At 65.9% G+C, this 15,044-nt stretch carries 13 protein-coding genes and 1 tRNA gene; 7 read left to right on the top strand and 7 right to left on the bottom strand.

Translation table 11 applies throughout. From position 1 onward, the window contains the following. Positions 1-7: 7 nt before the first annotated feature. Positions 8-1,021: a YVTN family beta-propeller repeat protein gene (locus AC1Z32_RS18835; RefSeq protein WP_483480032.1), complete on the bottom strand. Its 1,014-nt coding sequence runs from the start codon at positions 1,019-1,021 to the stop codon at positions 8-10. Positions 1,022-1,160: 139 nt separating this feature from the next. Next, positions 1,161-5,840: an ATP-dependent RNA helicase HrpA gene (hrpA, locus tag AC1Z32_RS18830; protein WP_483480031.1), complete on the bottom strand. Its 4,680-nt coding sequence runs from the start codon at positions 5,838-5,840 to the stop codon at positions 1,161-1,163. Between the two features lie 22 nt (positions 5,841-5,862). Here hrpA and argA point away from each other — a divergent pair, with 22 nt between their 5' ends. The 3 genes from argA (at position 5,863) to proP (ending at position 9,738) form a co-directional block, all read left to right on the top strand. After that, positions 5,863-7,245: an amino-acid N-acetyltransferase gene (gene argA / locus AC1Z32_RS18825; protein WP_483480030.1), complete on the top strand. Its 1,383-nt coding sequence runs from the start codon at positions 5,863-5,865 to the stop codon at positions 7,243-7,245. A 59-nt stretch (positions 7,246-7,304) separates the two neighbouring features. Beyond that, positions 7,305-7,577: an oxidative damage protection protein gene (locus tag AC1Z32_RS18820; RefSeq protein ID WP_008350541.1), complete on the top strand. Its 273-nt coding sequence runs from the start codon at positions 7,305-7,307 to the stop codon at positions 7,575-7,577. Between the two features lie 685 nt (positions 7,578-8,262). Next, a complete protein-coding gene (gene proP, locus AC1Z32_RS18815) occupies positions 8,263-9,738 on the top strand; it encodes a glycine betaine/L-proline transporter ProP (RefSeq protein WP_483480029.1) in 1,476 nt (491 codons plus the stop codon). A gap of 50 nt (positions 9,739-9,788) precedes the next feature. Here proP and AC1Z32_RS18810 read toward each other — a convergent pair whose 3' ends face one another. Continuing rightward, entirely contained in the window at positions 9,789-10,241 is a 453-nt protein-coding gene (locus AC1Z32_RS18810; protein WP_483480028.1) for a metallophosphoesterase family protein, read from the bottom strand. Positions 10,242-10,435: 194 nt separating this feature from the next. Between AC1Z32_RS18810 and AC1Z32_RS18805 the strand changes: the two genes are divergently transcribed. Further along, positions 10,436-10,520 (top strand) — tRNA-Leu (locus tag AC1Z32_RS18805). Positions 10,521-10,588: 68 nt separating this feature from the next. Here AC1Z32_RS18805 and AC1Z32_RS18800 read toward each other — a convergent pair. Then, entirely contained in the window at positions 10,589-10,801 is a 213-nt protein-coding gene (locus AC1Z32_RS18800) for a hypothetical protein (RefSeq protein WP_483480027.1), read from the bottom strand. Positions 10,802-10,910: 109 nt separating this feature from the next. Next, on the bottom strand, positions 10,911-11,195 hold the full coding sequence (locus AC1Z32_RS18795; RefSeq protein ID WP_483480026.1) for a hypothetical protein: 285 nt from the start codon (positions 11,193-11,195) through the stop codon (positions 10,911-10,913). Positions 11,196-11,405: 210 nt separating this feature from the next. Here AC1Z32_RS18795 and AC1Z32_RS18790 point away from each other — a divergent pair, with 210 nt between their 5' ends. From AC1Z32_RS18790 to AC1Z32_RS18780, 3 genes are all read left to right on the top strand, one after another. Continuing rightward, a complete protein-coding gene (locus AC1Z32_RS18790; protein ID WP_483480025.1) occupies positions 11,406-11,762 on the top strand; it encodes a hypothetical protein in 357 nt (118 codons plus the stop codon). A 36-nt stretch (positions 11,763-11,798) separates the two neighbouring features. Next, on the top strand, positions 11,799-12,602 hold the full coding sequence (locus AC1Z32_RS18785) for a phosphodiesterase (protein WP_483480024.1): 804 nt from the start codon (positions 11,799-11,801) through the stop codon (positions 12,600-12,602). A 62-nt stretch (positions 12,603-12,664) separates the two neighbouring features. Continuing rightward, positions 12,665-13,861: an MFS transporter gene (locus tag AC1Z32_RS18780; RefSeq protein WP_483480023.1), complete on the top strand. Its 1,197-nt coding sequence runs from the start codon at positions 12,665-12,667 to the stop codon at positions 13,859-13,861. A 13-nt stretch (positions 13,862-13,874) separates the two neighbouring features. On the opposite strand, the gene AC1Z32_RS18775 is transcribed toward AC1Z32_RS18780, so the two are convergent. Both AC1Z32_RS18775 and AC1Z32_RS18770 read right to left on the bottom strand, forming a co-directional pair. Next, positions 13,875-14,315 carry a response regulator gene (locus AC1Z32_RS18775; protein ID WP_483480022.1) on the bottom strand — a complete coding sequence of 147 codons (441 nt, stop codon included), beginning with the start codon at positions 14,313-14,315 and terminating at the stop codon, positions 13,875-13,877. Between the two features lie 62 nt (positions 14,316-14,377). Then, positions 14,378-15,010, bottom strand: coding sequence for a response regulator (locus AC1Z32_RS18770; protein ID WP_483480021.1), 633 nt, complete (start codon positions 15,008-15,010; stop codon positions 14,378-14,380). Positions 15,011-15,044: the final 34 nt, after the last annotated feature.

Here is a 15,044-nt window from a genome sequence, read left to right as displayed (position 1 = left end):
GATCTGCTTACGCTCCGTTCGGCGCCATCACCGGCGCGCGGTTGTAGAAGTAGATGCCGTGCGGCGAACGGCCCACCTTGATCGTCTCGATGAGCTTACGATTCGCAAGGTCGATCACGCCGACATGCTTCGCGAAGCGGAACGTTACCCACAGATACTTCTTGTCGGCGGAAAGTTCCATGTCGTCGGGGCCGGGCAACAGGCCGGTAATGTCGCCGACATTGGTGAGCGAGTCCTCGTCGATGATGCTGATCGTGTTCGCGACGCGATTCGACACCAGCACGTGCTTGCCATCGACCATCGAACGGAAGTTGTGCGCGCCCTTGCCCGTCGTGATCGTCTTGACGACCTTCTGGTTGCGCCAGTCGACCACGGCGACGTAATCCGCGCCCGTCATGCCGACGAGCAGGTATTTGTCACCCGGCGTGAGCCAGACGCCCGCCGGCACTTTGCCGACCTTCATCTTCCATTTCACCGTCTGCGTCGGCAGGTCGATCGCGGCGATTTCGCCCGACACCTGAAGCGAGATGAACGCCGTCGTGCTGTCGTTGGTGAACGCGATGTGGCTCGGCATCGTCGCGAGCGGCAGGCGCTTCGCGATGGAGACGTTCTTGCCGTCGAAATGGTAGATGTCGAGGCGGTCGAGGCGCAGGCCGGTCGACACGAACCATTTCTTGTCCGGCGAAAAGCCGATCTGGTACGGATCCTCGATGTCCTGCACCCAGCGCTGGAGGCCGCCCGTTTTCGGATCGACGAACATCAGATTGTTCGACACCGAATTCGCGACGATCAGCGAAGAATTGTCAGGCAGCGGCATCAAGTGGTGCGGCTCCTTGCCGGTCGGCACGGTGCCGACGACCTGATGCGTGTTTTCATCGATGAGGCTCAGCGTGGCTTCCGCCGAATTGAGCACGATGACATTGTTGGCGAACGCCGCACTGGCGACGAGAGCCGCGCCGGTTGCGAGCGCGGCGCGCGTGGCAGCCGCGCGGAGGCGGCCGGAACGGAAAATATTGCGCATGAAAAGTAGGCTTCGGGAGGCAGGCGTCATTGTAGAACGTTTGCCCGGCGCGGCGCGTTGACCCAAGTGCGGCTTTTTGCGCAATACACTGAGTCGGCGCAAGAAATGACGCTTTCGGCCTCGCTTCCGCGCCGGCCTTTCAGCGCTGCATCGATTCCCAGACCTTGTGGAGGCGCTTCACCGAAACCGGCATCGGCGTGCGCAATTCCTGCGCGAACAGCGACACGCGCAGTTCCTCCAGCAGCCAGCGATACTCGGAAAGCCGCGCATCCGCGACGCCGCCGCGCTGCGACAACGCGCGCTGATAATGCTGCGCGAGCGGTTGCAACTCGGCGAGCAGCCGCGCGTCGCGGGCGGGATCGGCCTTGAGCTTGTCAATGCGCAGACCGATTCCCTTCAGATAGCGCGGAAAATGCGCGAGCTGCGCATACGGCGTGTCGATCACGAAGCGCTTGCCGATGAGCGCGTTCAACTGCGTCTGCATATCGGCGTAGGCCGAGGCGAAAGGCTTCGCCTGCGCGAGCTTTTTCGCGAGCGCCGCATACTCGGCCAGAATCGCGCCGACGAGCCGCGCGATTTCCTGCGCGAGCAGCGTGAGACGCCCTTTCGCGGCGTCGCGGCGGGCGTGGAAGCTGACGTCGTCGTCGGGAAGCGGGTCCTGCAGGCACGCGCGATCGAGCGCCGTCTCGACGATCTGATCGCGCAGTTCGTCGGCGGTGCCAAGCGCCATGTATTGCATCGACATTTCGCGCAGGCCGGGCAGGTTCTTTTCCAGATAGCGGATCGGCTCGCGCAGCTGCAGCGCGAACAGCCGCCGCAAGCCGGCGCGATGAATGCGCGCCGCTTCCTCGGGCGAATCGAACACTTCGACGTCGCAGTGCGTGACACGATCGACGAGCGCGGGATAACCGAACAAGGTCTGCCCGCGACGGCGGATCTCCAGCAGTTCGGGCAGCTTGCCGAAGTTCCACGTCGTGAGGTTCTCGTAGAGCGCGGTGCTTTCGCCGGCCGTCGGCTGCGCTTGCGGCGCGGGCTGCGCGCCGCCGTCGCCGGAAAGCGCGTCGAGCGCGGCCGTCGCGGTCAGCTTCTGAAACTGCTGCTGCGCCTGACCGCCGAGTTCCGCGCGCAATTGCGCGAGATTGCGGCCCATCGCGAGCTGGCGGCCGTGCTCGTCGATGACCTTGACGTTCATGAACAGGTGCGCGGGCAGCGTTTCGAGCTTGAAATCCGCGCTCTTCACGGCCACTTGCGTCTGCTCACGGATATCCGAGATCAAGGAATCGACGAGCGCGCCCGCGCCGAATTTCGGTCCGGCATGGCGCTCGGCGAAACCCGCCGCGTATTCCGGCAGCGGCACGACATGACGGCGCAACTTCTGCGGCAGCGACTTCAGCAGCAGTTGCGTCTTCTCCTTGATCATGCCCGGCACGAGCCATTCGACGCGGCGCGCGTCCACCTGGTTCAACCCGTAGAGCGGCACTTGCAGCGTGACGCCGTCGCGCGGCGAACCCGGCTCGAAGTGATACGTGAGCGACATCTCGATGCCTGACATCGTCATGCGCTTCGGGAACAGGTCGGTCGTGACGCCGGCGGCTTCGTGGCGCATCAGGTCGTCGCGCGACAGGAAGAGGAGCTTCTCGTTGCCCTCTTTCTTCTGCTCGTCGCGATACCAGCGCTCGAACGCCGCGCCCGTCCACATGCCTTCGGGAATAAGCGAATCGTAGAAGCCGTAGATCAGTTCATCGTCGACGAGCACGTCCTGGCGGCGCGACTTGTGCTCCAGTTGCTCGATGTCGGCGACCAGCTTGCGGTTATGCGCGAAGAACGGCAGGCGCGTGTCGAATTCGCCTTCGACGAGCGCGCCGCGGATGAACAATTCCCGCGCGTACTTCGGGTCCTGCTTGCCGAAGCTCACGCGCCGGCGCGCATACACGGTCAGGCCGTAAAGCGTCGCCCTTTCGAACGCGACGACCTGCGCGGCCTTCTTCTCCCAATGGGCATCGGAAAGCGAGGTCTTGAGCAGATGCGCGCCCACCGTTTCCAGCCATTCCGGCTCGATCTTCGCGATCGTGCGCGCGTACAGCCGGCTCGTTTCGACGAGCTCGCCCGCCATCACCCAGCGCCCCGCTTTCTTCAGGAGCGCGGAGCCGGGCCACAAATGAAACTTGATGCCGCGCGCGCCGAGATAGTGCGGCTCGTCGTCGGCCTTCAAACCGACGTTGCCGAGCAGGCCGGTCAGGAGCGACAGATGCACCTGCTCGAACGTCGCGTCCGATTCGTTCAGACGCCAGCCGTGCTCGCGCACGACGGTCAGCAATTGCGAATGCACATCGCGCCATTCGCGCAGACGCAGATGCGACAGGAAATTCGCGCGGCACGCATCGGCGAGCTGCTTGTTCGATTTCTTGTGCGCGACGGCGTCCTCGAACCATTTCCAGATGCGCGTCCATTGCAGGAATTCGGAGCGCTCGTCGACGAACTGGCGATGCGCCTGATCCGCCTGCTCCTGCGCCTCGATAGGCCGGTCGCGGGGATCCTGCACCGACAACGCCGACGCGATGACCAGCACTTCCTTGAGCGCCAGATGATCGCGCGCGGCGAGAATCATGCGGCCGACGCGCGGATCGAGCGGCAGGCGCGCGAGTTCGCGGCCGAGCGGCGTGAGCGCGTTGTCGTCATCGACGGCGCCGAGTTCGTTCAGCAGCTGATAGCCGTCCGCGATCGCGCGGCCCGGCGGCGGTTCGATGAACGGAAAGGTTTCGATCGCCGTCAGATGCAGCGATTTCATCCGCAGAATGACCGCCGCGAGCGACGAGCGCAGGATTTCCGGATCGGTGAAGCGCGGCCGCGCCTGAAAATCCGCTTCGTCGTAAAGACGGATGCACACGCCGTCCGCGACGCGCCCGCAGCGGCCCGCGCGCTGATTCGCCGCCGCCTGCGACACCGCCTCGATCTGCAATTGCTCGACCTTGTTGCGGTACGAATAGCGCTTCACGCGCGCCATGCCGGTGTCGACGACATAGCGGATGCCCGGCACCGTCAGCGACGTCTCCGCGACGTTGGTCGCGAGCACGATGCGCCGCGCGTTCGACGGCTTGAACACGCGCTCCTGCTCCTGCGCGGAGAGGCGCGCGAAGAGCGGCAGGATTTCCGTGTGCGGCGGATGGTGTTTTCTGAGCGCTTCGGCGGCGTCTCGGATTTCGCGCTCGCCGGGCAGGAATACGAGCACGTCGCCGGGGCCGACACGGCACAGCTCATCGACTGCATCGACGATGGCTTCCATCAGGTCGCGGTCGGTCTTGCGGTCGTTCCGTCTCGCGGGCGTGCCTTGCGCGTTCCTGATCGCCTCGCTTTCTTCCTCGATCGGCCGATAGCGCACTTCGACCGGATACAAACGCCCGCTCACCTCGATCACGGGCGCGGGCTTCTCGTCGCTGCCGAAATGGCGCGCGAAACGCTCCGCGTCGATCGTCGCGGACGTGACGATCAGCTTGAGATCCGGGCGCTTCGGCAGGATTTCCTTCAGATAGCCGAGCAGAAAGTCGATGTTGAGGCTGCGCTCGTGCGCCTCGTCGATGATGATCGTGTCGTAGGCCTTGAGCAGCGGATCGGTCTGCGTTTCCGCGAGCAGGATGCCGTCGGTCATCAGCTTGACGGATGCGCCCGGCGCGAGGTTGTCCGTGAAGCGCACCTTGTAGCCGACCACTTCGCCGAAGGGCGTGCCGAGCTCCTCCGCAATGCGCCGTCCGGTCGCCGAAGCGGCGATGCGGCGCGGCTGCGTGTGGCCGATCAGCCCGCTGCCGCCCGCGCCGAGACCGCGTCCGAGCGCGAGGCAGATTTTCGGGAGCTGCGTGGTCTTGCCCGAGCCGGTTTCGCCGCTGACGATCACGACCTGATTCGCCTGGATCGCGCGCGCGATTTCGTCGCGACGGCCGGAAACGGGAAGCGCTTCGGGGAAGGTGATCGGCGGAACGGGGTTTGGCGTGACGACGCGTGGTTCGCGAGGGGCGCGCGGCGGGCGTTGCTCGCGAGGTTCGCGCGCCTCCGGCGCACGTTCGGCGCGTTGCGCTTCGGCGTTGCGTGGCTCGCGTGGCTCGCGAGGCTCGTGCTCGTGCGCTTCGGGCGCGGGCCGCTCTTTCCGACGCTCCGCGTTTTGCGCTTCTGGCTTGTGCTGTTCGCGCGGCTGGCTTTGACGCGCTTCGGGCGCGTGCCGCTCCTTTCGACGCTCCGCGCGCTGCGCTTCGGACTTGTGCTGCTCGCGCGGCTGGTTTTGACGCGCTTCGGGCGCGGGCGGCGCCTTTCGACGCTCCGCGCGCTGCGCTTCATCGATGCGCGCTTCGGCCGGTTTCGCCTGCGCATTTCGCTGCGGACGTTCGATTTGCCCACGCCGCGCATCGTCGCGTTTCGCGTGCGACGGCGCGGGTCGCTCGACTTCCGCGCGCGGCTCGTGCACCGGAGCGGAAACCGTGGTCGGCGCCGCCGGTTTCGCCTGCGCCACGTCGCGCGCTTTCTGCGCAGGTTGCGCCGATTGCGGCTGCCGCACCGCCGATGTCGAAGGCGCCCGCTTCGGCGCCGTCGAAGCGCCCTGCTTGCCCGCCGCGTCGCCGCCCGTCTGCTGCGCCGTTCCCGCGAACCGCCGCGCGGCGAGTTCCTTCTTGCTCAACGCGCCGGAATCGCCGGACGCGCCCGTTCCCTCCCGCGCGTCGCGCAGCAGATTTTCACGCAGTTGTCGCAACTGCTCCTGAGTATCGAGGGATTTGTCGGCGGGTTGCGGCTTGCCCGGCTGGTTAGGGCGTGCGGGTCGGGAAACATTCGGCATAGCGTCGCATTATAATCCCGGGATGAATTCCCAAACCGACCTCACGATGAGCACACAGGCGGCATCGCAGCCGGCTGAAACAGAGCCCGAAGCGCCCAATCCCCTCGCCCAGTTCGTAGACTGGATGCGCTCCGTCGCGCCTTATATCCACGCGTTCCGGAACAAGACCTTCGTCGTCGCGTTCGGCGGCGAGCTGGTGCAGGAAGGACGCCTGAACGCGCTCGTGCAGGACGTCGGCCTGCTGCACGCGATGGGCATCCACGTCGTGCTCGTGCACGGCTCGCGCCCGCAGCTAGACGAGCAACTGAGCCTGCACGGCGTCGAATCGTCGTTTTCGCATGGTCTGCGCATCACCGATGCCCGCGCGCTCGAATCCGCGAAGGAAGCGGCAGGCGAAGTGCGCCTCGACATCGAGGCCGCGATCAGCCAGGGCTTGCCGAACACGCCGATGGCGCACGCGCACATCAGCGTCGTGTCGGGCAATTTTGTGACCGCGCGGCCGGTCGGCATTCTCGACGGCGTCGATTTCCAGCACACGGGCGTCGTGCGCAAGATCGACGGCGATTCGATCCGCCAGTCGCTCGCGTCGAACAAGCTCGTGCTGCTGTCGTCGCTCGGCTTTTCGCCGACCGGCGAGGCGTTCAATCTTTCGATGGAAGATGTCGCGTCCGCCGCCGCCATCGCGCTGCGTGCCGACAAGATCATTTTCGTCACCGAAATCGACGGGCTGGTCGACACGGAAGGCGAGCTCATCCGCGAAATGTCGCTCGACGACGCATATCGCCTGCAGGAAAGCGGCGAGCTGCAGGGCGACACGGCGTTCTATCTGAAGCATACGGTGCGCGCGTGCCGCGGCGGCGTGGCGCGCGGCCACATCATTCCGTACCGCCTCGACGGCAGCGTGCTGCTCGAACTCTTCCTGCACGACGGCGTCGGCACGATGATCTCGTACGAGAACCTCGAGAGCCTGCGCGAAGCCACGCCCGATGACGTCGGCGGCATTCTCACGCTGATCGAGCCGCTGGAAACGGATGGCACGCTCGTGCGGCGCGGGCGCCACCAGATCGAGCGCGACATCGACCACTTCTCGGTCATCGAGCACGACGGCGTGCTGTTCGGCTGCGCGGCGCTCTATCCGTACACGCAGGAGCGCATCGGCGAGATGGCGTGCCTCACGGTCGCGCCGGAAGCGCAAGGCTCGGGCGACGGCGAGCGGCTCCTGAAGCGCATCGAGCAGCGTGCCCGCGCGCGCGGCCTCACGCGTATCTTCGTGCTGACGACGCGCACCGAGCACTGGTTCCTGAAGCGCGGCTTCGTGAAGGTGACGGTGGACGATCTCCCCGAGGACCGCCGGCGCCTCTATAACTGGCAGCGCAAATCGCTCGTCCTGATGAAACAGCTTTGAACACGATTTGAGAAGCGCGGAACCGCGCTTTTCCCCCCGATACAGAGGAGAAACTCACAATGGCCCGAATGGTTCAATGCGCGAAGCTCGGCAAGGAAGCCGAAGGACTGGATTTCCCGCCGCTGCCGGGCGAGCTCGGCAAGCGCATCTACGAAACGATCTCGAAGGAGGCCTGGCAAGGCTGGCTCAAACAGCAGACGATGCTCATCAACGAGAATCGCCTGAATATGGCCGATCCGCGCGCGCGCCAGTACCTCATCAAACAGACCGAGAAATACTTCTTCGGCGAAGGCGCCGATACGGCTTCGGGCTACGTGCCGCCGCAAAGCTGAAAATCGAAGCTGAAAATCGCGTCTGAATCGCTCTGCAAAAACCGGCCCATGCGGCCGGTTTTTTGTTGTCCGCACGACCGCAAAATTGGTCCGTTTGGACCATCAGACAAATAAGAATGATCCGGCGCAATCCCAGGCGGGATAAGGGATCGGGCCACGAGGGCAATTGCCCGTTGACGGGGCGGTTTGCACATCGTCTGTCATCGTGTTATTATCTTGCTCGTTATCAACAGTAATTCACCATCATTCACGCGTAAATGTTTCCGAGCCACGCTTCGGATCATCGCGCGGTAGTGACAGTATTTATACAAAGAGGCGCGTCGGTTTCCAGCAACAACGCCGGCCTTTTTCGTCTCAAGCAGTTTTTTCGCCGACGTCGCGGCCCACCCGCGGCAATTCGAGTTCACCGCTCGGTTCGCCGTCCGCACGTCAAATTCGTTTGTTTCAACCCGAGTGCAATTTCGCGACCCACCGCGAAGCATCGGCACCGCGTTCGCTTTTCATTTTCGGCATCTGCGCTCTGCAACATGCCGAGCGGAGCCATTGGCGATCGTTTTCCGCTGTCTCGGGAAAAGGCGGCGCCGTCGCGAAACTGCACTGTCCCGGCAATACGCGCCGTCGGTATCGACGGCGCGCCCGAAGCTCCCCGCGAGTTCTCGGGATCGAATACGGAGTTTTTCGAACTATGTCTTCTCTTCACGAGGGCCTTTGGCGCAACCGCGATTCATCGAGTCAGAAGTCCGATCTCACCCTCGACGACATCACCATCGTCGATCAATCCCTGCTGAAGCGCGCCGTCGGCGCCATGGCCATCGGTAACGCGATGGAATGGTTCGACTTCGGCGTGTACAGCTATATCGCCGTGACGCTCGGCAAGGTGTTCTTCCCGTCGAGCAGCCCGGCCGCGCAGTTGCTCGCGACCTTCGGCACGTTCGCGGCCGCGTTCCTCGTGCGCCCGCTCGGCGGCATGGTGTTCGGCCCGCTCGGCGACCGCATCGGCCGCAAGCGCGTGCTCGCGATGACGATGATCATGATGGCCGTCGGCACGTTCTGTATCGGCATCATTCCGAGCTATGAGTCGATCGGCGTGATGGCGCCGGTGCTGCTGCTCGTCGCGCGTCTCGTGCAGGGCTTCTCGACGGGCGGCGAATACGGCGGCGCGGCGACGTTCATCGCCGAGTTCTCGCCGGACAAGAAGCGCGGCTTCATGTCGAGCTTCCTCGAATTCGGCACGCTCGTCGGCTATGTGCTCGGCGCGGGCGTGGTCGCGGTGATGACGGCGGTGATGTCGGAAAGCGCGCTGCTGTCGTGGGGCTGGCGCATTCCGTTCATGATCGCGGGTCCGCTCGGTCTCATCGGCCTCTATATCCGGATGAAGCTCGAAGAGACGCCCGCTTTCCAGCGCGAAGCCGAGAAGGCGGAAGCGGTGTCGCACGAAACGACCAAGGAGCAGTTCCGCGAGACGCTCATCCAGCAGTGGAAGCCGCTCCTGCAGTGCGTGGGCCTCGTGCTGATCTTCAACGTGACCGACTACATGGCGCTGTCGTATCTGCCGAGCTATCTGTCGGCGACGCTCAAGTTCAACGAGACGCATGGCCTCTTCATCGTGCTCGTCGTGATGGTGCTGATGATGCCGCTGACACTCCTCGCCGGCCGCCTTTCGGATGCGATCGGCCGCAAGCCGGTGATGCTCGCGGGCTGTATCGGCCTGCTGGTGCTGTCGATCCCGTCGCTTTCGCTGATTCGCATGGGCACGGTCCCGTCGATCTTCGCGGGCATGATGATTCTCGGCGCGTTGCTGTCGACGTTCACGGGCGTCATGCCGTCCTCGCTGCCGGCGCTCTTCCCGACGAAGATCCGCTACGGCGCGCTCGCGATCGGCTTCAACGTGTCGGTGTCGCTGTTCGGCGGCACGACGCCGCTCGTCACGGCATGGCTCGTCGACAAGACCGGCAACCTGATGATGCCCGCGTACTATCTGATGGGCGCGTCGCTGATCGGCATCGTGTCGGTGCTCGCGCTGCACGAGACGGCGAAGAAGCCGCTGAAGGGCTCGCCGCCGGCCGTGGCGTCGAAATCGGAAGCGCATGCGATTCTGCGCGGCCATCGCGAAGCCGCAGAAATGGACGATGCGTTCCCGGAAGGCACGGTGCGCGCGTAAGCGTTCGGCTTTGACCGAATGGAAGGGCCGGTGCGCAGCGCCGGCCTTTTTTATTCGACGAGCGCGATGATGCGCGCATCGATCCTGCCTTCGCCGATATCGATGAGCGCGAGCGTGATCGGCAACCTGAAACGGCGCGGGCCCGCGCTGCCGGGATTCACGAAGAGCACATCGCCGCGTTGCTCGATGAGCGGCTTGTGCGAATGCCCGGTCACGACGACATCGGTGCTGCCGAGCTGCTTCGGCACATCGGCGATATCGTGCACGACGTGGAACGTCGCGCCGCCGAGCTCGATGCGCGCATGCGCGGGCAACCGCGCGAGGTCATCGCCGATGTCGTTGTTGCCGCGCACGACAGTGAGCGGCGCGAGTGGCGCGAGCGTATCGAGTACCTCGCGTCCGCAGATGTCGCCCGCGTGGATGATGTGCGCGCACCCGCGCAATGCGTCGAGCGCTTCGGGGCGCACGAGGTTGTGGGTGTCGGAGATGACGCCGATGCGCATCACGGTTCTTCGTCCTCGCGCTTTTGCTGGTTTTGCCAGCCGTCGGTCTCGCGTCGTTTCATGCGGGGCCGAAGGGTCCGCCGCTGATTATGGGAGACGTGCGCGGCCCTGTCGAACGGCGCGGCACGCGACCTCGGTGCGCGACGTCGCGGTTTTGGCTCGATGCGGCGCAATGGTAGAATCGCGTCCGCCCTGCCGGGGTGATGAAATTGGTAAACATAGCGGACTTAAAATCCGCCGCCTCACGGCTTGCCGGTTCGAGTCCGGTCCCCGGCACCAGGCAATCACAGCACCGGTCAAATCCGCGGTTGAACTCCGATCCTCCACGACACCGGCGAACGCAGTCCTCACACCGCATTCAACAACCGCTCCGCGTCCCTCACCGCATCGAACAGCGCCTCGATCGCCGTATCGCGATCGAGCAGGCACACGTGCTCGATATCGAACGGCAGCGCATCCACGCCGATGAAGCGCACCGTCCCGCCGAAGCAGTCGCGCGCCTTGCCTCTGCGCACCGAAGCGATGTAATGGGGCGTGATGTAAAGCGCGACGGGCGTCATGGCAGCCTCCGGCGATGTTCCGGTCGATAAGCCAGAGTCTAGCGACGCGCCTTTTCGCCTGGCACCCGCCTGACGCGGGGAGCGCTCCCCTCTTTCGCGGACTGAGGCGCTACACTGAATGCCCCAGCACGCGCGCGACGTAATGCCGTCCCCACGCCTCGCCATGCGCGATAGCCTCCGCGACGGTCTCGAACGGCCCATGGTCGCCCAGCATCTCGCCGGAATCGTCGGCGAGCGTCGAACCGTGCACCGGCTTCTGGTCGAGCCGCGTCACGCGCACGCGGATCGCGTAGCCCTCCGAGGGCGCCACGTCGGCGTCGGCATCGCCCACGAGCGGCCTGGCCACGGCCTGCATGGCGAGCAGATAATCGCCTACTTCGATGTCCTTCTGCATGGCGGTCTCCATGGGTGAGGAACGTGCTCGTCGAATGACAGTGCCGATTGTGCTACCGCTTCGCGCGATAAAACAAGCATGCACGCCCCGCGCGCGCCTCGCCGCAATGCACTACAGTGATGCACGGCCGCGCGCGTGTTATAAAGCTTCGCCCCGAATCCATCCCGCTCCGACGCCCCCGCGGCATCGGGCATCGTCCGAATTTCATCGATGAATCTTCGCTCCCGCCACCTGCTCTTCGCCCTGCTCTCGATTCCGCTCGCGTTCCTGGCGGGCTGCACGCCCTATTACAAGAACGTCGAAGCCTGCAAGGAGAAGGCGCGCGCCGATTATCCCGACGCCGCGAGCGCGCCCCTCAAAATCACCGGTTCCGGCGCGAGTTATCATGGCTCGCGGGTGGTCGTGCACGGCACGATCCAGAATCCACCGAAGTCGCCCGCCACCAAACCGGTGTCCGTGGCCGCGGCCGCGGAATGCACGTTCAGCGAGACATCGATGACCGGCTTCCAGTGGCTCGTGCCCGCGAAGCTCGCGCCGAAGCCGCCGGTCGCCGCATCCGACGACTAAACCAGGAATCCGCCCGCGACGAGGAGAGACACGCGCATGCTGCTCGCCCAGATCAGCGATTTGCACATCACGCCGCCGGGCACGCTCGCCTACGGGCGCGTCGATACAGCCGCCTTCCTCGCCCGCGCCATCGATGCGCTCAATGCGCTCGACCCGCGCCCCGACGCCGCGCTGATCACGGGCGATCTCGTCGATGCGGGCGGCATCGAAGAATACCGGCATCTGCGCACGCTGCTCGACAGGCTCGCGATGCCGTGGCGCCTGCTCGTCGGCAACCACGACGACCGTGACGCCCTGCGCGCGGTGTTCGGCGGCCGCCCCGAGCTCGCGAACGACGACGGCTTCGTGCAATACGCATTCGATGTCGGCGATGTGCGCGTGATCGCGCTCGACACGCTCGATCCCGGCTCGGGCGCGGGCCGCCTGTGCGCGACGCGCCTCGCCTGGCTCGAAGCGCAGCTCGACGCGTGCCGCGAGCGGCCCGTGCTGATCGGCATGCATCATCCGCCCTTCGCGTGCGGCATCGGCTTCATGGACGACATCCGCCTCGCCCCCGACGACAGCCGCGCGCTCGACGCGCTCCTGCGGCGCCATCCGAACGTCGAGCGGATCGTGTGCGGGCACGTGCATCGGGCGATCAGCGCCCGGTTCGGCGGCACGATCGTATGGTGCGCGCCTTCGACCGCGCATCAGGTCGCGCTGCAACTGAAGCCCGACGGCCCGGAAGCCTTCGTGATGGAGCCGCCCGGATTCGGGCTGCATCTGTGGCGCGCCGGTCTCGGCCTCGTCACGCACTGCATGAGCGTCGAGCAAGGCGGCGGACCACGGCCCTTCGCGTGACGTTCAGCGCCGCTCGCGCGTCTTCAGTATGATCGGCGGCTCGCCGTCATCGCCTTCGATCCATGCCCACTTCGCCTCAATCGCATCCGCCGGAACGTCATCCGCACTATTCGCGCGCCACGCTGTGGCTGCTCGCGACCATCGCGGGCGTCTCGGTGGCAAACATCTACTTCAACCAGCCGCTGCTCGGCGACTTCCGCGCGAGCTTTCCCGAGAGCGCGCGGCTGATCGGCGCTGTACCCGCGTCGACGCAGCTCGGCTACGCGCTCGGCATGCTCGTGCTCGCGCCGCTCGGCGACCGCTTCGACCGGCGTCTGCTGATCCTGCTGCAACTGGCGGCGCTCGGCGCATCGCTCGTGGCCGCGGCCAGCGCGCCGACGCTCGTGGTCCTGATCGCGGCGAGCCTCGCAATCGGCATCGTGTCGACGATCGCGCAGCAGGCCGTGCCGTTCTCCGCCGAACTCGCGCCCGCCGCCGAGCGCGGCCACGCCGTCGGGACGGTGATGAGCGGGCTTCTGCTCGGCATCCTGCTCGCGCGCACGGTGTCCGGCTTCGTCGCGGAGTATTTCGGCTGGCGCGCGGTGTTCGGCGCGTCCGTGCTCGCGACCATCGCGCTCGCGGCCGTTGTAGTCGCGCGGCTGCCGAAGAGCCGGCCCACCTCCACGCTGCCCTACGGCAAGCTGCTCGGCTCCATGTGGCATCTCGCGGTGGAGAACGCAGTGCTGCGCGAGGCGGCGCTGACCGGCGGCGCGCTCTTCGCCGCGTTCAGCATCTTCTGGTCGGTGCTCACGCTGCTGCTCGCGGGCGAGCCGTTTCACATGGGGCCGCAGGCAGCCGGGCTTTTCGGGATCGTCGGCGCGGCGGGCGCGCTCGCCGCCCCACTCGCGGGCAAATCCGCCGACAGGCGCGGGCCGCGCGCCGTCATCGCGCTGTGCATCGGGCTCGTGGCGCTGTCGTTCGTCATCTTCGCGTTCTCGGCGAAGAGCATCGCGGGGCTCGTCGTCGGCGTGATCGTGCTCGATATCGGCGTGCAGGCCGCGCAGATCTCGAACCAGTCGCGCATCTACGCGCTCAAGCCCGAGGCGCGCAGCCGCGTGAACACGGTCTACATGGTCGCGTATTTCATCGGCGGGGCGGCGGGGTCGGCGCTCGCGTCGCTTGCGTGGGACGCGATGGGCTGGACGGGCGTCTGTCTCGCGGGCCTCGCGGCGACGGGTCTCGCCGCCTTCAGCCACTGGCGCGGACGCGCGCGGCGCTAAGGCAACAAGGCGCTCACGCCCGCTCGCGCGCGTAGCCGCAGAGCGCGTCGAGCACGCGGTCGAATTCGAGCGACTTGTCGAAGAAGTGGCGCACGCCATATTGCAGGCAGCGCTCGCGATACGCGGGCAGCGCATGATTGGTCAGCACCGCGACGAACGCGCCGCGCGAGCGGGCCGCACCGCTCGCTTCGAGCCACGCGAGCACGTCGAGGCCCGAGCCGCGCCTGAGTTGCAGATCGACGATCACCGCGTCGAACGCCTGCGACGACAACAGCGCGATGGCGTCGTCCGGCGCGTCGGCGAACGCGGTCACGCGCCATGGCCCGAGCGCGTCGATGGCTTCGGTCAGGCTGCGGCGGATCAGCGGCGAATCCTCGATCAGCAGCACCGCGAGCGGCGCGCGCCGCGCGTCCGCTTGCCCTGCTCCGTCGTCGGTGGTGATGTGATTGCCCACGTCGGGCGCCTCCCGGCTGTGCTGCGCCCGAACGAACGGCGCGGAATTCGAGCGGCGCGCCGCTACTCGATCAGGCCGTTCTTGATCGCGTAATACGTGAGGTCGGCGTTATTGGACAGCCGCATTTTCTCGAGCACGCGCGCGCGATACGTGCTCACCGTCTTCACCGACAGATGCAGCTCCTGCGCGATTTCCGTCGGAATCCGGCCGCCCGCGAGCTTGCAGAAGATCTGAAACTCGCGCTCCGACAGCAGTTCGTGCGGGCGCTCCGCGGCGGGCTTGTCGAGCTTGTCGGCGAGCGCATCGGCGATGAACTCCGACAGATACCGATGCCCGCGCGCCACCGTGCGGATCGCGCGCACGATCTCATCGGGCGCGGCGTCCTTGTTCAGATAGCCGTTCGCGCCCGCTTTCAGCAGGTTGATCGCGTACTGGCTCTCCGGAAAACCCGAGAGCATCAGCACGCCCTGCTCCGGCCGGATCTGCTTGATCACGCGCAAGGTGTCGACGCCGTTTTTATCCGGCATCGCGATGTCGAGCAGCACGACGTCGAACGCCTGCTCGCGCACGCGCGCAATGGCCTCATCGCCGGTCGCGGCTTCGGCGGCCACCTCCATGTCGGGTTCGTCGGCGACGAACTGCCTGAACCCGCTGCGCACGATCGCGTGGTCGTCGGCTATCAAGACTCGAATCATTCGCGTCGTCCGCGCTGCCGGACGTTCTTCCAGG

The organism is Caballeronia sp. 11_S32 (assembly GCF_056930355.1).
The sequence above is the reverse complement of the archived record's forward strand: the minus strand, read 5'-3'. Positions and strand labels throughout refer to the sequence as shown.